Source organism: Wenyingzhuangia sp. (genome assembly GCF_039768515.1).
In the GTDB taxonomy this organism is placed as follows: domain Bacteria; phylum Bacteroidota; class Bacteroidia; order Flavobacteriales; family Flavobacteriaceae; genus Wenyingzhuangia.
In genome coordinates, this window is sequence record NZ_JBDNAI010000034.1 from 1 (window position 1) to 20,456 (window position 20,456).

At 35.4% G+C, this 20,456-nt stretch carries 16 protein-coding genes; 15 read left to right on the forward strand and 1 reads right to left on the reverse strand.

Annotation, left to right across the window (positions count from 1 at the left end; translation table 11 throughout):
* From ABF281_RS02150 to ettA, 6 genes are all read left to right on the forward strand, one after another.
* The coding region (locus ABF281_RS02150; RefSeq protein ID WP_347180056.1) for a DUF3109 family protein at nt 1–350 on the forward strand (350 nt) is incomplete at its 5' end.
* A gap of 239 nt (nt 351–589) precedes the next feature.
* Complete coding sequence (locus ABF281_RS02155; RefSeq protein WP_347180057.1) at nt 590–1,561, forward strand: ribonucleotide-diphosphate reductase subunit beta; 972 nt, start codon at nt 590–592, stop codon at nt 1,559–1,561.
* Nucleotides 1,562–1,657: 96 nt separating this feature from the next.
* On the forward strand, nt 1,658–4,042 hold the full coding sequence (locus tag ABF281_RS02160; protein WP_347180058.1) for a ribonucleoside-diphosphate reductase subunit alpha: 2,385 nt from the start codon (nt 1,658–1,660) through the stop codon (nt 4,040–4,042).
* 137 nt (nt 4,043–4,179) lie between these two features.
* Entirely contained in the window at nt 4,180–5,556 is a 1,377-nt protein-coding gene (hisS, locus tag ABF281_RS02165; protein ID WP_347180059.1) for a histidine--tRNA ligase, read from the forward strand.
* Between the two features lie 45 nt (nt 5,557–5,601).
* Entirely contained in the window at nt 5,602–6,267 is a 666-nt protein-coding gene (folE, locus tag ABF281_RS02170) for a GTP cyclohydrolase I FolE (protein WP_347180060.1), read from the forward strand.
* Between the two features lie 146 nt (nt 6,268–6,413).
* A complete protein-coding gene (gene ettA / locus ABF281_RS02175) occupies nt 6,414–8,105 on the forward strand; it encodes an energy-dependent translational throttle protein EttA (protein WP_347180061.1) in 1,692 nt (563 codons plus the stop codon).
* Between the two features lie 87 nt (nt 8,106–8,192).
* Here the strand turns inward: ettA and ABF281_RS02180 are convergent, their stop codons facing one another.
* The gene (locus tag ABF281_RS02180; protein WP_347180062.1) at nt 8,193–8,453 is read right to left on the reverse strand and encodes a hypothetical protein; all 261 of its coding nucleotides are present in this window, start codon (nt 8,451–8,453) and stop codon (nt 8,193–8,195) included.
* Between the two features lie 295 nt (nt 8,454–8,748).
* On the opposite strand from ABF281_RS02180, the gene ABF281_RS02185 reads away from it, so the two are divergent.
* The 9 genes from ABF281_RS02185 to ABF281_RS02225 all read left to right on the forward strand — a co-directional run bounded on the left by ABF281_RS02185 (nt 8,749) and on the right by ABF281_RS02225 (nt 20,356).
* Nucleotides 8,749–9,978 carry a c-type cytochrome gene (locus tag ABF281_RS02185; protein ID WP_347180063.1) on the forward strand — a complete coding sequence of 410 codons (1,230 nt, stop codon included), beginning with the start codon at nt 8,749–8,751 and terminating at the stop codon, nt 9,976–9,978.
* A gap of 60 nt (nt 9,979–10,038) precedes the next feature.
* Nucleotides 10,039–13,092, forward strand: a complete 3,054-nt coding sequence (locus ABF281_RS02190; protein ID WP_347180064.1) for a TAT-variant-translocated molybdopterin oxidoreductase — start codon at nt 10,039–10,041, stop codon at nt 13,090–13,092.
* 30 nt (nt 13,093–13,122) lie between these two features.
* Nucleotides 13,123–14,523 carry an NrfD/PsrC family molybdoenzyme membrane anchor subunit gene (gene nrfD, locus ABF281_RS02195; RefSeq protein ID WP_347180065.1) on the forward strand — a complete coding sequence of 467 codons (1,401 nt, stop codon included), beginning with the start codon at nt 13,123–13,125 and terminating at the stop codon, nt 14,521–14,523.
* The gene (locus tag ABF281_RS02200) at nt 14,513–15,040 is read left to right on the forward strand and encodes a DUF3341 domain-containing protein (protein ID WP_347180066.1); all 528 of its coding nucleotides are present in this window, start codon (nt 14,513–14,515) and stop codon (nt 15,038–15,040) included. The genes nrfD and ABF281_RS02200 overlap by 11 nt, the downstream gene beginning before the upstream one ends.
* 6 nt (nt 15,041–15,046) lie before the next feature.
* Nucleotides 15,047–15,598, forward strand: a complete 552-nt coding sequence (locus tag ABF281_RS02205) for a cytochrome c (RefSeq protein ID WP_347180067.1) — start codon at nt 15,047–15,049, stop codon at nt 15,596–15,598.
* Between the two features lie 21 nt (nt 15,599–15,619).
* Entirely contained in the window at nt 15,620–17,023 is a 1,404-nt protein-coding gene (locus ABF281_RS02210) for a quinol:cytochrome C oxidoreductase (RefSeq protein WP_347180068.1), read from the forward strand.
* A 40-nt stretch (nt 17,024–17,063) separates the two neighbouring features.
* Nucleotides 17,064–18,122, forward strand: a complete 1,059-nt coding sequence (locus ABF281_RS02215; RefSeq protein WP_347180069.1) for a cytochrome c oxidase subunit II — start codon at nt 17,064–17,066, stop codon at nt 18,120–18,122.
* A 41-nt stretch (nt 18,123–18,163) separates the two neighbouring features.
* Nucleotides 18,164–19,939: a cbb3-type cytochrome c oxidase subunit I gene (locus ABF281_RS02220; protein WP_347180070.1), complete on the forward strand. Its 1,776-nt coding sequence runs from the start codon at nt 18,164–18,166 to the stop codon at nt 19,937–19,939.
* Between the two features lie 135 nt (nt 19,940–20,074).
* A complete protein-coding gene (locus ABF281_RS02225) occupies nt 20,075–20,356 on the forward strand; it encodes a pyrimidine/purine nucleoside phosphorylase (protein WP_347180071.1) in 282 nt (93 codons plus the stop codon).
* Nucleotides 20,357–20,456 lie beyond the last annotated feature (100 nt).

Genomic DNA, 20,456 nt, shown 5'->3' on the forward strand with positions numbered 1-20,456 from the left:
ATGGAGAGCGTGAAACAACTTTAGTAAATGGGAAAGAGTGTGCTTTCGTTACTTTTGACCATAAAGGAATCAGCTCTTGTGGAATAGAGCAAGCTTACAACCAAGGTTTGGTTGATTGGAAAAAACCAATATCGTGTCATCTATATCCTATTCGTGTACAAGATTATGCTGAATTTTCTGCGGTTAATTATAATACTTGGGATATTTGTGATGATGCTTGTGTTTTAGGAAAAGAACTCCAAGTGCCAGTATATAAGTTTTTGAAGAATGCACTTATTTTAAAATTCGGAAATAATTGGTATTTAGAGTTAGAAAAGGTTGCAGAAGAATGGAAGAAAAGGCAAAAGTAATCCATATTTATTTTTATGACTCTTGTGTGAGTGCACAATAAACCCTCTTTAATACTAACTTTCCTCTCATTTTTTTTTCAAAACATCATGTTTTCTTCACTGATAATATAGCCTCTTATTTTGTGTATTGTTAAGAACTTTTGGTTTTTGTGAATAAGTAGTTCTTTTATTCAAAACTATTTTTTACAATCTTTGTTAGCAATAAAATGTATAGTATAAACCAAAGAAAAAACTAAGATATGCCTCAAGTTGAACCAATTCTACAAGATGACCCAAACAGATTTGTAATTTTCCCAATACAACACCAAGATATATGGGAATGGTATAAAAAACAAGAAGCTAGTATATGGACTGCAGAAGAGATTGATCTTCACCAAGATGTTGTAGATTGGGAGAACAAGCTTAACGATGATGAACGTTATTTTATCAAGCACATATTAGCCTTTTTTGCGGCTTCTGATGGTATTGTAAATGAAAATTTAGCTGAAAACTTTGTGAGTGAAGTTCAATATGCTGAAGCAAAATTCTTTTATGGTTTTCAGATCATGATGGAAAATATTCATTCCGAAGTATATTCTTTATTGATTGATACATATGTAAAAAATGAAGAAGAAAAAAACAAACTGTTTCAAGCGATAGAGCATTTTCCAGCGATTAAACTTAAAGCAGATTGGGCGCTCAAATGGATAGAGTCAGATTCTTTTGCAGAGCGCTTGATAGCCTTTGCTGCAGTAGAGGGGATTTTCTTCTCAGGAAGTTTTTGTGCCATCTTCTGGATGAAGAAACGAGGTTTACTACCAGGATTAACTTTCTCGAACGAGTTGATATCTAGAGATGAAGGGCTTCACTGTGATTTTGCAGTTCACTTGCACAACAATCACATTGTGAATAAAGTGCCAAAAGAAAGAATTAAAGAGATTATTGTTGATGCATTGAATATTGAAAAAGTGTTTATAACAGAGTCTTTACCAGTTAGTTTGATTGGTATGAATGCTAATTTGATGGGTCAATATCTTGAATTCGTGACGGATAGATTACTGGTAGAGTTTGGATGTGAAAGAGAATACAACTCAAGCAATCCATTTGATTTCATGGATATGATTTCTCTGGAAGGTAAAACAAACTTCTTCGAGAAAAGAGTTTCAGAATATCAAAAGGCTGGAGTCAAATCAGGAGGAACTGGAGAGATAAGCTTTGATGCTGATTTTTAATTAAAGAAAACAACTTTATTTAATTTTTTGCAGTGCTTTTTAAAAAGCGCTGTTAGAACTATACTACCTATAAACTAACTAATTAAAAATATATTTATGTACGTAATTAAAAGAGATGGGCAAAAGGAGTCCGTGATGTTTGACAAAATCACGGCAAGAATTAGAAAAATTTGTTACGGGTTAAACCCACTGGTTGATCCAGTTAAGGTAGCCATGCGTGTCATAGAAGGTTTGTATGATGGAGTAACAACTTCGGAGTTAGATAACCTAGCTGCCGAAATTGCAGCAACATTGACCACTGCCCATCCAGATTACGCGAAGTTAGCAGCAAGAATTTCAGTTTCTAATTTGCATAAGAACACAGAGAAGTCTTTTTCTGCTACCATGAAAGAATTGTACGAGTATGTCAATCCACGTACTGGTTTAGAAGCCCCACTGTTGTCAGATGAGGTGTACAAGGTAATTCAAGACAATGCAGCTTTGCTAGATTCTTCGATCGTATATGACAGAGATTTCAATTACGATTATTTTGGATTTAAGACATTAGAGCGCTCTTATCTTTTGAAGATCAATGGTCAGATTGCAGAGCGTCCTCAACAGATGCTAATGCGTGTCTCTATAGGTATTCATTTGAATGACATAGATGAGGCTATAGAAACGTACAATTTAATGAGTAAAAAGTATTTTACTCATGCAACTCCAACTTTGTTCAATTCGGGAACTCCTAAACCACAAATGTCTTCATGTTTCTTGCTACAAATGCAAGATGACAGTATTGAAGGAATTTATGATACATTAAAGCAGACAGCTAAAATATCTCAGTCAGCAGGTGGGATAGGATTATCTATACATAATATTAGAGCTACAGGTTCTTATATCCGTGGGACAAATGGAACTTCAAACGGAATCATACCTATGCTAAAGGTCTATAATGATACCGCTCGTTATGTTGACCAAGGAGGAGGAAAACGTAAAGGATCTTTTGCTATTTACATAGAACCCTGGCATGCTGATGTTTTTGAGTTCTTAGATTTAAGAAAGAACACAGGGGCTGAAGAAAAGCGTGCAAGAGATTTGTTTTTAGCATTATGGATTTCAGATTTGTTTATGAAGCGTGTTGAGCAGAATGCAGAATGGACACTGATGTGTCCTAATGAATGTCCAGGATTGTATGATACATACGGAGAAGAGTTCGAAGCTTTGTATACTGAATACGAGGCCAAAGGCAAGGGACGAAAAACAATCAAAGCCCGTGAGTTATGGGAAAAAGTTTTAGAAGCTCAAATAGAAACTGGAAATCCTTACATGCTTTATAAGGATTCAGTCAACAGAAAATCGAATCAAAAGAACCTAGGAGTTATTCGTTCTTCTAATTTGTGTACTGAAATCATGGAGTATACAGCTAAGGATGAGGTAGCTGTTTGTAATTTAGCATCAATTGCGGTGTCAATGTTTGTAGAAACGAATGACAAAGGAGAGAAGTTTTTTGATCATGACAAGTTGTACAAAGTTGTTAAAAAAGTAACAAGAAACTTGGACACTGTTATTGATAGAAATTATTATCCAGTAAAAGAAGCCGAAAATTCAAACATGAGACACCGTCCCGTAGGATTAGGTATCCAAGGGTTGGCGGATGCGTTTATCATGCTAAGGTTACCGTTTACTTCAGAAGCAGCGAAGCAATTGAATAAAGATATATTCGAAACGCTATATTTTGCAGCAGTAGAGTCTTCTATGGAAATTGCTTCAAGCAAAGGAGCTTATTCTACATTTAAGGGTTCTCCAATGTCTAAAGGAGAGTTTCAGTTTAATATGTGGGGTATTAATGATGAGGATTTAAGCGGTCGTTGGGACTGGGGTAAGCTGCGAAAATCAGTAAAGAAAAATGGAGTGCGTAACTCTTTATTAGTTGCACCAATGCCAACAGCTTCTACCTCACAGATTTTAGGAAACAATGAGGCTTTTGAACCCTATACTTCCAATATCTATACACGTAGAGTGTTGTCAGGTGAGTTTATTGTAGTCAACAAGCATCTATTAGAAGATTTGGTAGAGCTTGGTTTGTGGGATAATGCTTTGAAAGAAGAATTGATGAGAGCCAATGGTTCTATTCAGCACATTGAAGAGATTCCTCAGGATTTAAAAGATTTATACAAAACAGTCTGGGAATTAAGTATGAAAGATATTATTGACATGTCAAGGCATAGAGGTTATTTTATTGATCAATCTCAATCTTTAAACTTGTTTATGGAAGATGCAAATTACTCTAAATTGACATCGATGCACTTCTATGCTTGGAAATCTGGCTTAAAAACAGGAATGTATTATTTAAGAACCAAATCAGCAGTTAATGCGATCAAGTTTACTCTAAATAATGATAAAAAAGAGCAAGAGGAAGAACCATTATCTCCTGAAGAGTTTAAAGAGATGGTCCTGAGGTCTCAGGAAAACCCTGATGATTGTGAAATGTGCGGGTCTTAGAAAGTACCTAAAACAAATAGAAAAGCAGTTTAGAACGATCTAAACTGCTTTTTTTGTTTTGCAAAATAGCTGACAGATTCGTGATGGATTCGTTTTTAGTTTATTTATATTTGTTGCTCAAAACAATAGGCATTTGTATGGCACAAAAACCAAGTATTCCTAAAGGTACTAGAGATTTTTCTCCAGTTGAAATAGCAAAGCGAGATTACATTTTTACAACAATTAAATCTGTTTTTAAGAATTTTGGATTTCAATCGATAGAAACTCCTTCATTTGAAAACTCAAAAACCTTAATGGGTAAGTATGGCGACGAGGGAGATAGATTGATTTTTAAAATCTTGAATTCAGGAGACTATTTAAAAAAAGCTAGTGACAATGCACTGATTAATAGAGACAGCAAAACATTGTTGAGTGATATTTCTGAAAAAGCTTTGCGATACGACTTGACAGTACCATTTGCTCGTTATGTAGTCCAACATCAAAACGAAATAGAATTTCCCTTTAAGAGGTTTCAAATCCAACCTGTCTGGAGGGCAGACCGTCCACAAAAAGGTAGGTTTAGAGAGTTTTATCAGTGTGATGCGGACGTTGTAGGTAGTGATTCCCTTTGGCAAGAAGTTGATTTTATACAATTGTATGATACTGTTTTTTATAAATTAGGCCTTAAAGGGGTAACTATTAAAATGAACAACAGAAAAATCTTGTCAGGTATTGCTGAGGTTATTGGTGCTAGCGATAAGTTGATAGATTTTACAGTAGCCTTGGACAAGTTAGATAAAATTGGCAAAGAAGGAGTGATCCAAGAAATGTTAGAAAAAGGTATTTCAGAGCAAGCGATTCAAAAAGTATCGCCTCTTTTTATGTTTACCGGTCCTAACCAAGAAAAGTTGGATCAGTTAGCAGAAATGTTGGCTGATTCAGAAGAAGGAACCAAAGGTATCGATGAATTAAGATTCATTATAGATACGATAGAAGCGATAGGATTGGAATCCTCACGTTTGATATTAGATGTAACTTTGGCCCGTGGATTAAATTATTACACTGGTGCGATATTTGAAGTTGCTGCGCCTGAGGGTGTAAAGATGGGATCCATTGGAGGAGGAGGTCGTTACGATGATTTAACAGGTGTTTTTGGTCTAAAAGGAATTAGTGGAGTTGGAATATCTTTTGGGCTAGATAGAATTTATTTGGTTTTAGAAGAGTTAGAGCTATTTAAACAAGTGCAGCAGCCTAGGCCAGATGTTTTGTTTATCAATTTCGGAGATAATGAAGCGCTTTATGCGACAAAAGCTATCGCTAAACTAAGATCAGAGGGAGTTAAATCAGAGTTATACCCCGGAAGTGCAAAAATGAAAAAACAAATGACTTATGCCAATAAAAGAGGTATTCCTTATGTTGTGCTAGTGGGTTCTAAGGAAATAAATGATGGAGAGTACACTCTAAAAAACATGATTACAGGTGAACAATCTGTATGTAAGTTAAATGAATTGTTACAAATCGTAATTAATTCGTAAATTTGCAACTTATAACATATAAATATGTCCCAAGAAATTGACATAATGAACTACGAAGAAATTGATGATTTAGGAGATAATCACATCGGAGATGTGACCAAAACGCCAATGCGAGATGATGCTTTTGAATTGTCCGACGCAAAAAAGATAGAGAGAATACAAAAGAATGTTAAAGAAATCATGGAAACGCTTGGGTTGGATTTAACAGATGATAGTTTGCAAGGAACACCGAGGCGAGTGGCCAAAGCATATGTCAAAGAATTGTTCGGAGGTCTAAATCCTCAAAACAGACCAAAACTCTCAACATTTAGCAACAGTTACCAGTATGGAGAGATGTTGGTTGAAAAAAACATTGTGGTATACTCCACATGTGAACACCACTTGTTGCCAATTGTTGGACGCGCCCATGTGGCATACATATCTAAGGGAACTGTAGTAGGGTTATCAAAAATGAATCGTATTGTAGATCATTTCGCTAAAAGACCCCAAGTTCAAGAGAGATTAACCCGCCAAATAGTAAAAGCGCTGCAAGAAGCTTTAGGCACGGCAGACGTTGCTTGTATCATAGATGCAAAGCATTTATGTGTCAATTCTAGAGGTGTAAAAGATATTGAAAGTTCAACTGTGACTGGAGAATTTGGAGGTGCTTTTAAAAGTATAGATAAACAAAAGGAGTTTAGAGATTATATTAAATTAGAAACGAAGTTTTAATTGAATATTTCCACAAAACAAAAAAACCTGTAAAGTCCTCTTTACAGGTTTTTTTTTAAAAAGGTCTTTTGTTCAATAGTAACTCTTCAAAATGTATTCCTTTGTGAAAAAAGAAGTATTTTTGATTTATAAAAATTTAAAAAAATATGTCAGACGATAAAAAAGTGATTTTTTCAATGTCCGGATTGAGTAAAACTTATCAATCTACTGGGAAACAAGTGTTAAAGAATATTCATTTGAGTTTTTTTTATGGAGCTAAAATTGGAATTTTAGGATTAAACGGTTCAGGTAAATCTACACTGATGAAAATCATTGCAGGATTAGAAAAGAATTATCAAGGCGATATTACTTTTTTAGAAGGTTACACTGTTGGGTATTTAGAACAAGAACCACAGCTAGATGAGGATAAGACAGTCATGGATATTGTAAAAGAAGGAGCTGCTGAAACAGTTGCTGTTCTTGAAGAGTATAACAAAATTAACGACATGTTCGGTCTGGAAGAAGTATACTCTGATGCAGATAAGATGGATAAGTTGATGGCCCGTCAAGCAGAATTACAAGATATGATTGATGCTTCAAATGCGTGGGAATTAGATACAAAATTAGAGATCGCTATGGATGCTTTGCGTACTCCTGAAGGCGAAACTCCAATTAAGAATTTGTCTGGAGGAGAAAGACGACGTGTTGCTTTGTGTAGATTGTTGTTGCAGGAGCCAGATGTCTTGTTATTAGATGAGCCAACGAACCATTTAGACGCAGAGTCCGTTCATTGGTTGGAGCAGCACTTAGGGCAGTACAAGGGAACAGTAATCGCTATTACGCATGATAGGTATTTCTTAGATAATGTTGCAGGTTGGATCCTTGAGTTAGATAGAGGAGAAGGGATTCCATGGAAAGGGAACTATTCGTCTTGGTTAGACCAAAAAGGTCAACGTTTAGCAAAAGAAGAAAAAACTGCTTCCAAGCGTCAAAAGACATTAGCTAGAGAGTTAGAGTGGGTTCAACAGGGGGCCAAAGGTCGTCAAGCAAAATCAAAAGCTCGTCTCAAGAATTATGATAAGTTGATGAATCAAGATCAAAAGCAGGTTGAAGAAAAACTAGAAATTTACATTCCAAACGGGCCAAGATTGGGTACTAATGTGATAGCGTCTAAAAATGTAGCTAAAGCATTTGGAGAGAAATTATTGTATGATAATTTAGAGTTTGATTTGCCGCAAAATGGAATCGTAGGAATTATTGGACCTAACGGAGCAGGAAAGTCAACTATTTTTAGAATGATCATGGGAGAACAAGTTCCTGATGAAGGACAGTTTGTGGTAGGTGATACTGCTAAGATTGCTTATGTAGATCAAAACCATGCAAATATTGATGCTGACAAGTCTATTTGGGAGAATTTCTCAGAAGGTCAGGAGTTGATTATGATGGGGGGTAAAATGGTAAATTCAAGAGCTTATCTTTCTCGTTTTAATTTTTCAGGTTCAGAGCAAAACAAAAAGGTGTCTACTTTGTCTGGAGGAGAACGAAATCGCTTGCATTTAGCAATGACTCTAAGAGAGGAAGGAAATGTTTTATTGTTGGATGAGCCGACAAACGACTTAGATGTTAATACGCTAAGAGCTCTAGAAGAGGGCTTAGATAATTTTGCCGGTTGTGCTGTAGTAATCTCACATGACAGATGGTTTTTAGATAGAGTTTGTACTCATATCTTAGCCTTTGAAGGAGATAGTCAAGTGTATTTCTTTGAGGGTTCGTTTTCAGAATACGAAGAAAATAAAGTCAAAAGATTAGGTGGAGATCAAATGCCGAAAAGAATAAAATACAAGAAATTGATTAGATAAAAATATCTTCTTTGATGTGTAAAAAAAAAGACGTTACTAATCTAAGTAACGTCTTTTTTATGTTGTTGCTTTTGTGGAGTGTTGTTGTTATAAAACTTTAGCATCGGGGTAATGTTCTTTTATGACCATTAAAATATGTTCTGCTTCAATTTTTGTACTGTAAGGATTAGTGATTACTTTCCAATCAGGGCTTATATAGGTAAGTTTGACTTTGATATAATCGAACTGTTTTGCAAAGGATTTGTAAACTTCTAAAGCTTCGTTCTCGTTACCGTTGTACAGTAGTATACTGAAGCCTGTTTTGCTAGTTCTATTGTGTTCACGTTTTTTTTGAATAAAGGACTCCAAAAGGTTTTTTTTTTCTTGTGAAAAAGATGTTTCTATCGAGAATAGACTGGCAATTAGGATAGTAAGTATAGTTATTTTAGTTCGCACAAATAATAGGTTAAATGAAGGAACAAATATAATAAAAGTTATTGTAAAAAAGGTTTATTTAGAATTTCTATAAATTAACTTTTAGACCGCATAACTGTTCGTCAATTGGAAGCATAATATTACTTTTGTACTACGTGAAATCATTGTGATTTTATCATGAATTATGATTCCACGAAAAACATATATTTAAAACTTATTATACAACTGTATGAAAATTGTGAAATTACACAGAAAATTATCTAGTGTTTTAAAGTTAAGTTTAGTGCTTTTCTTCTCTTTTTCTTTGAGTTTATCGGCCCAAGATAAACCATCAGATGAACAGGTAAAAGCTGGGAAGGCATTGTTTAATATGCATTGTGCATCGTGTCACAAATTAAACAAGAAGGCAACAGGTCCTGCTCTTGCAAATGTGGCTGAGCGCCGTGACATGGACTGGTTGAAAGCGTGGATTAAGAACAACAATAAGTTGAGAGCTTCAGGCGATGCTGATGCAAAAGCAATCTACGAAGAGTATGGAAGAGTTTCTATGAGTGCTTTTGAATTCTTGTCAGATGCACAGATAGAAGACATTATTGCGTACACAACAGTAGGAGATGTGAAAAAAGCTAGTACAGCTGGTGTGGCTTCTGTTGTACAGGTAGCCGAAGTTGAATCTACTCCTAGTGAAGTTTTACCTATAATTGCTACTGTAGTGGTAACATTAGTGTTGTTGGTTTTAATCGGATGGATTTACTTCAAAAGCAAGAATGGTTTCTTAAAGATATGTGCTACAATCTTCTTAGTTTTCTTAGGTGTGTATTTTGGTTTTACAGCATTATTGTCCATCGGAGTAGATGAAGGATATCAGCCTGTTCAGCCCATTGCATTTTCTCATAAGATACACTCTGGAGATAATAAAATAGATTGTCAATACTGTCATTCTTCAGCAAAGCATTCAAAAACATCTGGAATTCCTTCAGTAAACGTTTGTATGAATTGTCATAAGAACATAGCAGAAGTTGCAGATGATACTCAGGTGGTTTTAGGAGAAGGAAGAATTCTAGGTAAAGCCAGTTTAGATTATGAAATTCAAAAAATTTACGATGCTGCTGGTTGGGATGATGAAAATCTTAAGTATACAGGAGAGACGAAGCCGATCAAGTGGGTGCGTATTCATAACTTGCCTGATTTTGCTTATTTCAATCACTCACAGCACGTGACCGTAGCAGGAGTAGCCTGTAAGAAGTGTCATGGTCCTATAGAGGAAATGGAAGAAGTGTATCAGCACTCTCCATTAACGATGGGGTGGTGTATCGATTGTCACAAAGAGACTGAAGTGAATCTTGAAGGTAATGGATATTACAAGAAGATACATGAGCAGTTGTCACAGAAGTATGGTGTAAACAAAGTTACCATTGCCCAGTTAGGGGGTAAAGAATGTGGTAAGTGTCACTATTAAGAACTAAAGAATTTAAGCTAAGTTATATTTAGCATCAATTATAGAAAAACAAAATTAACCATGGCATCAAACAAAAAATACTGGAAAAGTGTTGAGGAACTAAATGAAAATAGTTCTATTGTTGCTTCGCTTGAGCAAAACGAATTCAATGAAGGACAATCTCCAGAATCGTTCTTAGGTGATAAAGAGACTTTAGAAGCTTCTAGTACTACTAGACGAGATTTCTTAAAATACGTTGGGTTTACAACAGCAGCAGCTTCTTTAGCCGCTTGTGAAGGTCCTGTTATCAAATCGGTTCCCTATGTGATGAAACCTGAAGAGATTACTCCAGGGATTGCAAATTACTATGCGTCTACAATTGCTGACGGATTCGATTTTGCCAATGTTCTGGTAAAGACTAAGGAAGGACGTCCTGTTTTTATTTTACCAAACAAGGAAGCTAAAGGAATTACAAATGCACGTATCAATGCATCAGTCTTGTCCTTGTATGATAGTTTAAGATTGAGAGGTCCAAAAATCAAGGGGAATACTGCTTCTTGGTCAGACGTAAATTCTAGGGTTGCAGCTCAATTAGAAAGTCTTTCAAATGATGGTCAAAAAATAGTCCTTTTGACAGGGACTATGGCAAGTCCTTCAACAGAAGCGATTATTGCTCAATTTTCTAAAAAATATAAAAACGTATCACATGTAACTTATGATGCTGTATCAGAGTCCGCTGCTTTAGACGCTTTTGAAGAAGTATACAGTGAGAGAGCTTTGGCCAATTATAAGTTAGAAAACGCTAAAACAATTGTTTCCATAGGAGCAGATTTCTTAGGGGATTGGCAAGGAGGAGGTTTTAGTGCTGCATATGCTGCCGGAAGAGACGTAAAGTCTGGTAATTTTTCACGCCATATACAATTTGAAGCGAATTATTCTTTAACTGGAGCTAATGCAGATAAGCGTGTAGTTTTAAAGCCTTCTGAACAAGCTTTTGCTTTGATTAACCTTTACAATGCAGTAACAGGTCAGAATTTACCATCAAAGAAAACACCGGGAGACGCATCTATTCTTAAGGCAGCTGCTCAATTAAAGAAATCCGCAGAGAAGTCTATAGTTGTTACCGGTATTCAAGATAAAAATGCACAGTTAATAGCTCTAGCGATCAATAACTACTTAAATTCTGAGATATTAGATACTAAAAATGTGCGATATGTACGTGGCGGTAATGATGCGGACCTTTCTAATTTAGTCGCAGAACTAAAAGCAGGAAAAGTAGGTGCTTTGATTACCTATAGCACTAATCCAGTTTATACCTTACCAAATGCCTCAGATTTCAAAGCTGGTTTGGCTAAAACAAAATTGACTGTTGGTTTTTCTTCTAAGGAAGATGAAACATTAAGCGAAATGCAGTATGCTTTAGCAACACCAAGTTATTTAGAGTCTTGGGGAGATGTTAAAATGTCTGCAGATCAGTACAGTTTGACACAGCCAACAATTAAGCCTTTGTTTGATACCATGCAATTTCAAGATTGCTTATTGGCTTGGTCAGGGTCAAGTAGTTCGTATTATGATTACTTAACTTCTTATGCTAAGTCCAATGTACTCAATGGTGCTTCATGGAATCAATCTTTGCATGATGGTTTTGTTCCTTTAAATAGCTCTAGGCTCAGAGGTAGATCAATTGATGTTGCTTCAGCTGTAAATGTATTGAAAGGAAATACAAAGTCAGGTGATTTTGAGTTGACCTTATATTCTTCCATTGCCTTAGGAGATGGACAACAAGCAAATAATCCATGGTTACAAGAATTACCAGATCCTTTGACTCGAGCGTCATGGGATAATTATTTGTTAATGTCTCAACTAGATGCAGATGCTTTAGGGTTTTCAAACCCGGTTCAAGACAATGGAGCTATCAATGGACAATATGCAACCATAACGGTTAATGGAGTTGCTCTTGAAAATATTCCAGTTTTAATACAACCTGGACAAGCACAAGGTACGTTAGCTTTGTCTTATGGATATGGTAAGACTAAGGCCTTGAAGCAAGAAATGCTATTAGGAGTTAATGCTTACGCTGTTGCCTTTGGAGGATCACAAATTGCAACGATTACCAATACAGGTGGTGAGCATTTATTTGCGTGTGAGCAATTACAACATACAATAGCCGGACGTCACGATATTTTAAGAGAAACTAGTTTAGATGAATATACAAACGGTCATGTTGAAAATTGGAATCCTAGACCTGAAGTATCCTTAAAACACAAAGAGGTAGATGTAACTACCGTTGATTTATGGGATGATCATGATCGATCGATAGGTCATCATTTTAACTTATCCATTGATTTGACTTCTTGTACTGGATGTGGTTCATGTGTGGTTGCTTGTCATTCTGAGAACAATGTACCTGTTGTAGGAAAACACGAAGTTAGAGTAGGAAGAGATATGCACTGGTTACGTATCGATAGGTATTATACCTCAGAAGGAGATGCAGGTTTAGAAACTAAAAAATCTAATTCAGCACCAACAACTGAAGACAATGCTGCCTTTTATGAATCCTTAGAAACGGTTGAAGCGTTAAATCCACAGGTTGCTTTTCAGCCTATTATGTGTCAACACTGTAATCATGCACCTTGTGAAACGGTATGTCCTGTAGCTGCTACGACACATGGTCGTCAAGGTCAAAACCAAATGACTTACAATAGATGTGTAGGTACACGTTACTGTGCTAATAACTGTCCTTACAGAGTGCGTCGTTTCAACTGGTTTAGATACAACAGTAATGATGAGTTTGATTTTAACATGAACGATGATTACGGAAAGATGGTGTTAAACCCTGATGTGACAGTACGTTCACGTGGAGTTATGGAAAAATGTTCTATGTGTATCCAAATGACTCAGAAGACTATCTTAGATGCTAAAAAGGAAGGTCGTCCTGTTGATGTCAATGAATTTTCAACTGCTTGCTCTAGTGCATGTAGTACAGGTTCTATCAAGTTTGGTGATATAAACAACTCAGAAGATGAAGTGACTGATTTACGAAATGATAAGCGTGCTTACAGATTATTAGAGTTCATTGGAACTGACAATAATGTTGTTTATCATACCAAGATAAGAAACACAAACGAAGCTTAAAAAAATAAATAAATATTTAAAATTAAATATATGTCGTCTCATTACGAAGCACCCATTAGAGAACCTTTAGTTTTAGGGGAAAAGAGTTACCACGATATCACAATGGATATCGTCAAACCAATAGAGGGTAAGGCAAATAAAAATTGGTACATCGCATTTGGTATTGCACTAGTTGCATTCATGTGGGGTGTAGGATGTATTCTATATACTATCGGTACAGGAATAGGAGTTTGGGGATTGAACAAGAACATTGGATGGGCTTGGGATATTACTAACTTTGTATGGTGGGTAGGGATTGGTCATGCTGGAACATTAATATCAGCAGTCCTTTTATTATTTCGCCAAAAGTGGAGAATGGCCATCAACCGCTCTGCGGAAGCAATGACCATTTTTGCAGTTTTTCAAGCAGGTTTGTTCCCTTTAATCCATATGGGACGTCCCTGGAATGGTTATTGGGTATTGCCTATACCAAATCAATTTGGATCTTTGTGGGTAAACTTTAACTCACCCTTACTGTGGGATGTGTTTGCAATTTCTACCTATCTATCAGTCTCATTAGTGTTTTGGTGGACTGGATTGTTACCAGATTTTGCAATGATTAGAGATAGAGCTGTTAAACCTTTTCAGAAAAAGATATATGCTTTATTGTCCTTCGGATGGTCTGGAAGGGCAAAAGATTGGCAACGTTTTGAGGAAGTTTCATTAGTCTTAGCTGGGTTAGCAACTCCGTTAGTACTTTCGGTTCATACTATTGTATCTATGGACTTTGCTACCTCTATCAATCCAGGTTGGCATTCAACCATCTTCCCTCCCTATTTTGTTGCAGGAGCAATCTTTTCAGGTTTTGCAATGGTACAAACCTTGTTGGGGATCATGAGAAAGGTTTCAAACTTAGAAAACTACATCACACGTTTGCACGTCGAATATATGAATATTGTGATCATTGTGACAGGTGGTATTGTTGCTGTAGCTTATGCATCCGAGTTTTTCATCGCTTGGTATACAGGTTCCCCTTACGAAAATTACACATACATGTCAGTAGGAGCTGCTACAGGTCCCTATGGTTGGGCTTTCTGGTCGTTGATATTATTCAATATTGCCATCCCTCAGTTGTTGTGGATCACAAAAGTGAGAAGAAGCTTTATTTGGTCTTTCATTATCTCCATAGCTATAAATATTGGTATGTGGTTTGAGCGTTTTGATATTATTGCAATTGTGTTGAGTAAAGGACATTTGCCTTCTACATGGACTCGTTTTGAGCCTACCTTTGTAGATGTTGGTGTTTTTGTTGGAACCATAGGATTCTTTTTTGTATTGTTCCTACTATACGCTAGAACCTTCCCAGTAATCGCTCAGGCAGAAGTAAAAACAATTATGAAATCTTCAGGACAACATTATAAACAATTAAGAGACGGAAAAAATGAGCACTAATAAAGTTATACACGCATTATACAATGATGACGATGTTTTAATGGATGCCGTTAAAACAGTAAAAGAATCAAATCATCATATTGAAGAAGTTTTTACACCTTTTCCTGTCCATGGTTTGGATAAATTATTAGGATTACCACATACTCGTTTGGCTATATGTGCTTTCTTGTATGGACTATGTGGTCTAGCATTTGCTACTTGGATGACCAACTACATGATGATTGAAGATTGGCCTCAAGATATTGGTGGTAAACCTAACTTTGCTTGGATTTACAATATGCCAGCTTTTGTTCCAATTATGTTCGAATTGACAGTTTTCTTTGCAGCACACTTGATGGTGATTACTTTTTATATGAGAAGTAGATTATGGCCATTTAAAGAAGCAGAAAACCCTGATCCTAGGACTACGGACGATATCTTTCTTATGGAAGTATCAGTAGATGATAATGAAGAAGAATTAACAGCTTTATTGAATACTACAAACGCTGTTGAGATTAAAGTAATTGAAAAGCATTAAGAACTCATGAGTAAATTATTTAAAACATCAATAGTTATAGCATTAGTTGCATTCGTTTTTACTTCATGCGACAAGACTAGGCGTAAATTACAATTTATGCCCGATATGTATCAATCGGTTTCTGGTGAGCCATACGAAGAAAGTAATGTTTTTGAGAATGGGTCTGAAGCTCAATTGCCTGCTGTAGGATCAGTCTCTAGAGGTCATATACCTTATGAGTATCCTGACACGAACGAAGGTTATCTGTCAGCTAAGAAGAACTTAAAGTCACCATTAACCCCTGAAGATTTTGATAGTAAAAAATCAGCTCAGCTTTATCAAATTTATTGTGTAGTATGTCACGGTAAAAAGGGTAATGGCTTAGGAGATTTAGTTAAAAGAGAAAAGTTTTTAGGTATTCCTAATTACAAAGATAGAGACATTACAGAAGGTAGTATTTATCATGTTCTTATGCATGGTAAAAACATGATGGGGTCTCATGCTTCTCAGTTAACAGAAAAAGAACGATGGTTGATTGTAAAACACGTTCAGGAATTAAGAAAAAACTTGTTAAAATAATTACCAAACATTAGATAAATTATGTATCAATTTTCAAGTAAACTAAAGTTAACAGCTATTGCCCTAATGGTAATTGGTTTTATAGGTATTATCATCAGTTTTGTCTCTTCCCCTAGCAATTTAGAAGAAACAGCTGAAATATTAGCACACCAAGAAGTGTCACACGATGCTCATTCAGATGTAGCTCATGCCACAAATTCCCATGACAGTCATCATGACCATGATTCTAATCACTCTACTGCTCATGATACCCATGTAGATCATCACCAAAGTGCTGAACATGAATCACAAGAAGTGGAGCATGAAGAACATTTAGCTCATGTGTTTCATCAATTACAAAATAGACCTTGGGCTGCATTTTATGTTGCTTTATTCTTTTTCACTTTTGTGACCGTTGTTGTGTTTGCATTCCTTAACATTCAACGTGTTGCTCAAGCAGGATGGTCTATCGTCTTATTTAGAGTAATGGAAGCTATATCAGGTTTTTTACCTTATGTGTCAGTGATATTTTTATTGTTTATCCTAGCAACTGCTTTTCATGCAAATCACTTGTTCGTATGGATGGCTGAAGGTACTGTTGATCCTAGCTCACCAAACTTTGACCCAATTATAGCCAATAAATCAGGTTGGTTAAATGTCCCAAGGTGGTTGATCTCGAGTATTATTTATTTGGCTGGTTGGAATGTATTCCGTTTTTTTAACAGGAAATATTCCTTGTTGCAAGATAATGCGTCCGATTTGATCAATTATCACAAGAACTATAAATTAGGTGTTGCTTTTTTAGCTTTCTTTATTTTCACTGAATCTATGTCTGTTTGGGATTGGATTATGGGATTAGACCCACACTGGTTTTCTACCCTCTTCGGTTGGTATGTATTTGCAACAGGAATTGTCTCTGCTTTAACTGTAATTGCAATGGTGACAGTTTACTTAAAATCTAAAGGTTATTTAGAAATTGTGAACAATAGCCATTTACATGATTTAGCTAAATTTATGTTTGGTTTCTCAGTGTTTTGGACTTACTTATGGTTTGCCCAGTTTATGTTGATATGGTATGCTGATATGCCAGAAGAAACTACATATTTCGTACAACGCTTTGACGAGTATAAATTATTGTTTTTAGGAATGATTCCTTTGAACTTTATCTTGCCAGTACTGATGTTACTAAATAGTGATTTCAAACGCATTCCTCAAATTGTTTTAGGTACAGGAAGTATCATTCTTGTGGGGCATTATATCGATGTCTTCGTAATGATTATGCCTGCTACTGTAGGAGATCAATGGGGATTTGGTTGGGGTGAAATTGGAAGTGTTTTGTTCTTCTTAGGATTATTCATTTATGGTGTATTTACTTCAATGAGTAAAGCTCCATTAATAGCAAAAGGAAATCCGTTTTTACACGAAAGTGAACAGTTCCATTATTAATAATATCATTACATTTGCAAAAAAAAATTAAAAAAAAATTATGTTAGCATTATTTTATTTTTTCGTAGCTGTTGCTTTTGCCATTGGAATTTGGCAAGTAAATAAACTACTAACTTTCAGACTAATCTTTAAAGAAATTAAAGATGGTGTTAAAGTCATTACTTTCGAAAACAAAAACAATCCTATCGCTACTGAGAAAGACAACGATATTCAAGGAAAACTTTTCATCGTATTTATGGTTGGTTTCTACCTTCTAATGGCGTATTGTTTGATCTTTTTTCAAGATTTGATGTTACCCGATTCTGCTTCTGTAGAAGGAGAAGATTACGATAATTTGTATGTGATAACTTTTTGGCTTATTGGTATTGTTCAATTTATTACACAAGCATTGTTGTACTTCTTTTCATACAAGTATAGAGGTATTAAAGGAAGAAAAGCTACTTTCTTTGCAGACTCACACAAGTTAGAATTGATATGGACTACTATACCAACTGTTGTTTTAGCGGTTTTAATTTTATACGGTTTGTCAATATGGAATGATGTTACCGATTTAGAAGGTGATGATGCTGTATTAGTTGAAATCTATGCAAAACAATTTGCATGGGAAGCTAGATATGCAGGTAGAGATAATGAATTAGGTCGTGGTAATGTTAGAAACATTAAGGGTGCCAACACGATTGGTATTGATATGTCTGATGTTAATTCTCATGATGATATACCTGTAAGAGAATTGCATTTACCTGTTGGTAAAAAAGTTGTTTTTAAATTTAGATCTCAAGATGTATTACACTCCGCATACATGCCACATTTTAGAGCTCAGATGAATTGTGTTCCAGGGATGGTAACTGAATTTGGATTTACCCCAAAGTTTACAACTCACGAAATGCGTCAACAAAGAGATGTCATGAAAAAAGTATCTCGTGTAAACATTGCAAGGGCAGCTAAGGGTGAAGAGCCTTACGAGTTCGATTATCTATTATTGTGTAATAAGATTTGTGGATCTTCTCACTATAACATGCAAATGAAAATTGTTGTTGATTCAGAAAAAGATTATTTGATCTGGTTAAATCAACAAAAGACGGCAAAAGAATTATTTTAGTTAAAAATACCGTTTTAGAATCATAAAAAGAAAAATTTATTATGTCAGCACATCACCATAAAGAAACATTCGTAACTAAGTATATATTTAGTTTTGATCATAAAATGATTGCAAAGCAGTTTTTAGTAACTGGTATGATCATGGGAGTTATTGGAGTATTAATGTCTTTGTTATTCAGGCTACAAATAGCATGGCCAGAGCAATCTTTTTCAATCATAGAAGCATTTTTGCCAGAACGTTTTCAGTCCGAAACGGGTGTTATGAAACCAGATATTTATTTGGCACTAGTAACAATTCATGGTACAATAATGGTATTTTTCGTTTTGACAGCTGGATTGAGTGGAACCTTTTCTAACTTACTAATCCCATTACAGATCGGAGCTAGAGATATGGCATCAGGTTTTATGAACTGTGTGTCTTATTGGTTGTTTTTTACTTCTTCAGTTGTTATGGTTGTATCTTTATTTGTTCAAGCAGGACCAGCATCTGCAGGTTGGACGATATATCCACCTCTATCAGCCTTACCTCAAGCGATTCCAGGTTCTGGTACCGGTATGACTCTTTGGTTAGTGTCTATGGCGCTTTTTATTGCGTCTTCTTTAATAGGTTCATTAAATTATATCGTTACGGTATTAAACTTAAGAACTAAAGGGATGTCGATGACTAGATTGCCATTAACCATGTGGGCGTTCTTTGTAACAGCCATTATTGGAGTTGTATCTTTCCCTGTATTATTCTCTGCTGTTTTGTTGCTAATTTTTGATAGAAGTTTCGGGACATCATTCTTTTTATCTGACATTTTTATCGGAGGTGAGGTTTTAAACTATCAAGGAGGTTCTCCTGTATTATTTGAACATTTATTTTGGTTTTTAGGGCACCCTGAGGTGTATATTGTATTATTACCTGCTTTGGGTTTAACCTCTGAAGTCATTTCTACGAATTCTAGAAAGCCTATTTTTGGTTACCGAGCTATGGTTGGTTCTATAATGGCAATTGCCTTTTTGTCAACAATCGTTTGGGGGCACCATATGTTTATTTCAGGTATGAACCCTTTTCTTGGTTCAGTTTTCACCTTTACAACTTTACTGATAGCGATCCCATCTGCTGTTAAAGCATTTAATTATATTACTACCCTGTGGAAAGGTAATTTACAATTCAATACAGCCATGTTGTTTTCAATAGGATTGGTTTCCACTTTTATTACAGGTGGATTGACAGGTATTGTTCTAGGTGATTCAGCATTAGACATCAATGTTCATGATACTTATTTTGTTGTAGCTCATTTTCATCTCGTAATGGGAGTATCTGCCATTTACGGTATGTATGCAGGTATTTATCATTGGTTCCCAAAAATGTACGGAAGAATGATGAACAAAACTTTAGGATACATACATTTTTGGATAACAGCCATAGCTGCTTATGGTGTTTTCTTCCCAATGCATTTCATCGGTTTAGCAGGTTTGCCTCGTAGATATTATACGAACACAAATTTTCCTCTTTTTGATGATTTAGCCAACATAAACCAAGTCATGACTATTTTTGCTATTATTGGAGGAATTGCTCAAGTAATTTTCTTAGTGAATTTCTTCATGAGTATATACAAAGGTAAAGTTGCATCTCAAAATCCATGGAGGTCAACAACCTTAGAGTGGACAACACCAGTAGAACATATTCATGGAAATTGGCCTGGAGAAATTCCAGAAGTTCATCGTTGGCCTTATGACTATAGTAAAGTTGATGAAAATGGAGAATATATCTTTGGTGAAGATTTTATTATGCAAACCGAACCTCTAAAAGAAGGCGAACAACAGTCATAACTAATTTTTAGCATTAAAAAAAAGACCTTACTTATAATTAGTAAGGTCTTTTTTTTGTCAAAAATCCTATTCTTTTAGAGGTTATTACTTCTTTGTAATTCCGTATTTTTGTAGTCAATTTAAATATTAAATATTATGATTTCAGCTAACGAGTATTTTGATGGAAATGTTAAGTCCCTAGGATATGAATCATCTACAGGAAAATCTACATTAGGAGTTATGGAAGCGGGAACCTATGAGTTTTCAACAAGTCTACACGAAACTATGATTGTTGTAGAAGGGGAAATGATTGTTCTATTACCAGATTCTACAGAATGGACAACCTACAAAGCAGGAGAGTCTTATCAAATCGATGCAGATAAGAATTTTAAAGTTAAAGTATCTTCACAAACATCTTATTTATGTCAATATAAATAGACTTTTTCATTTGATTTATTGATTAAGTGTCGGTTAATTAGTGATTTAGGGATTTGTTTAAAAAAAAGGCAAAAAATACTTTTAATTTTTTTGTTTAAGA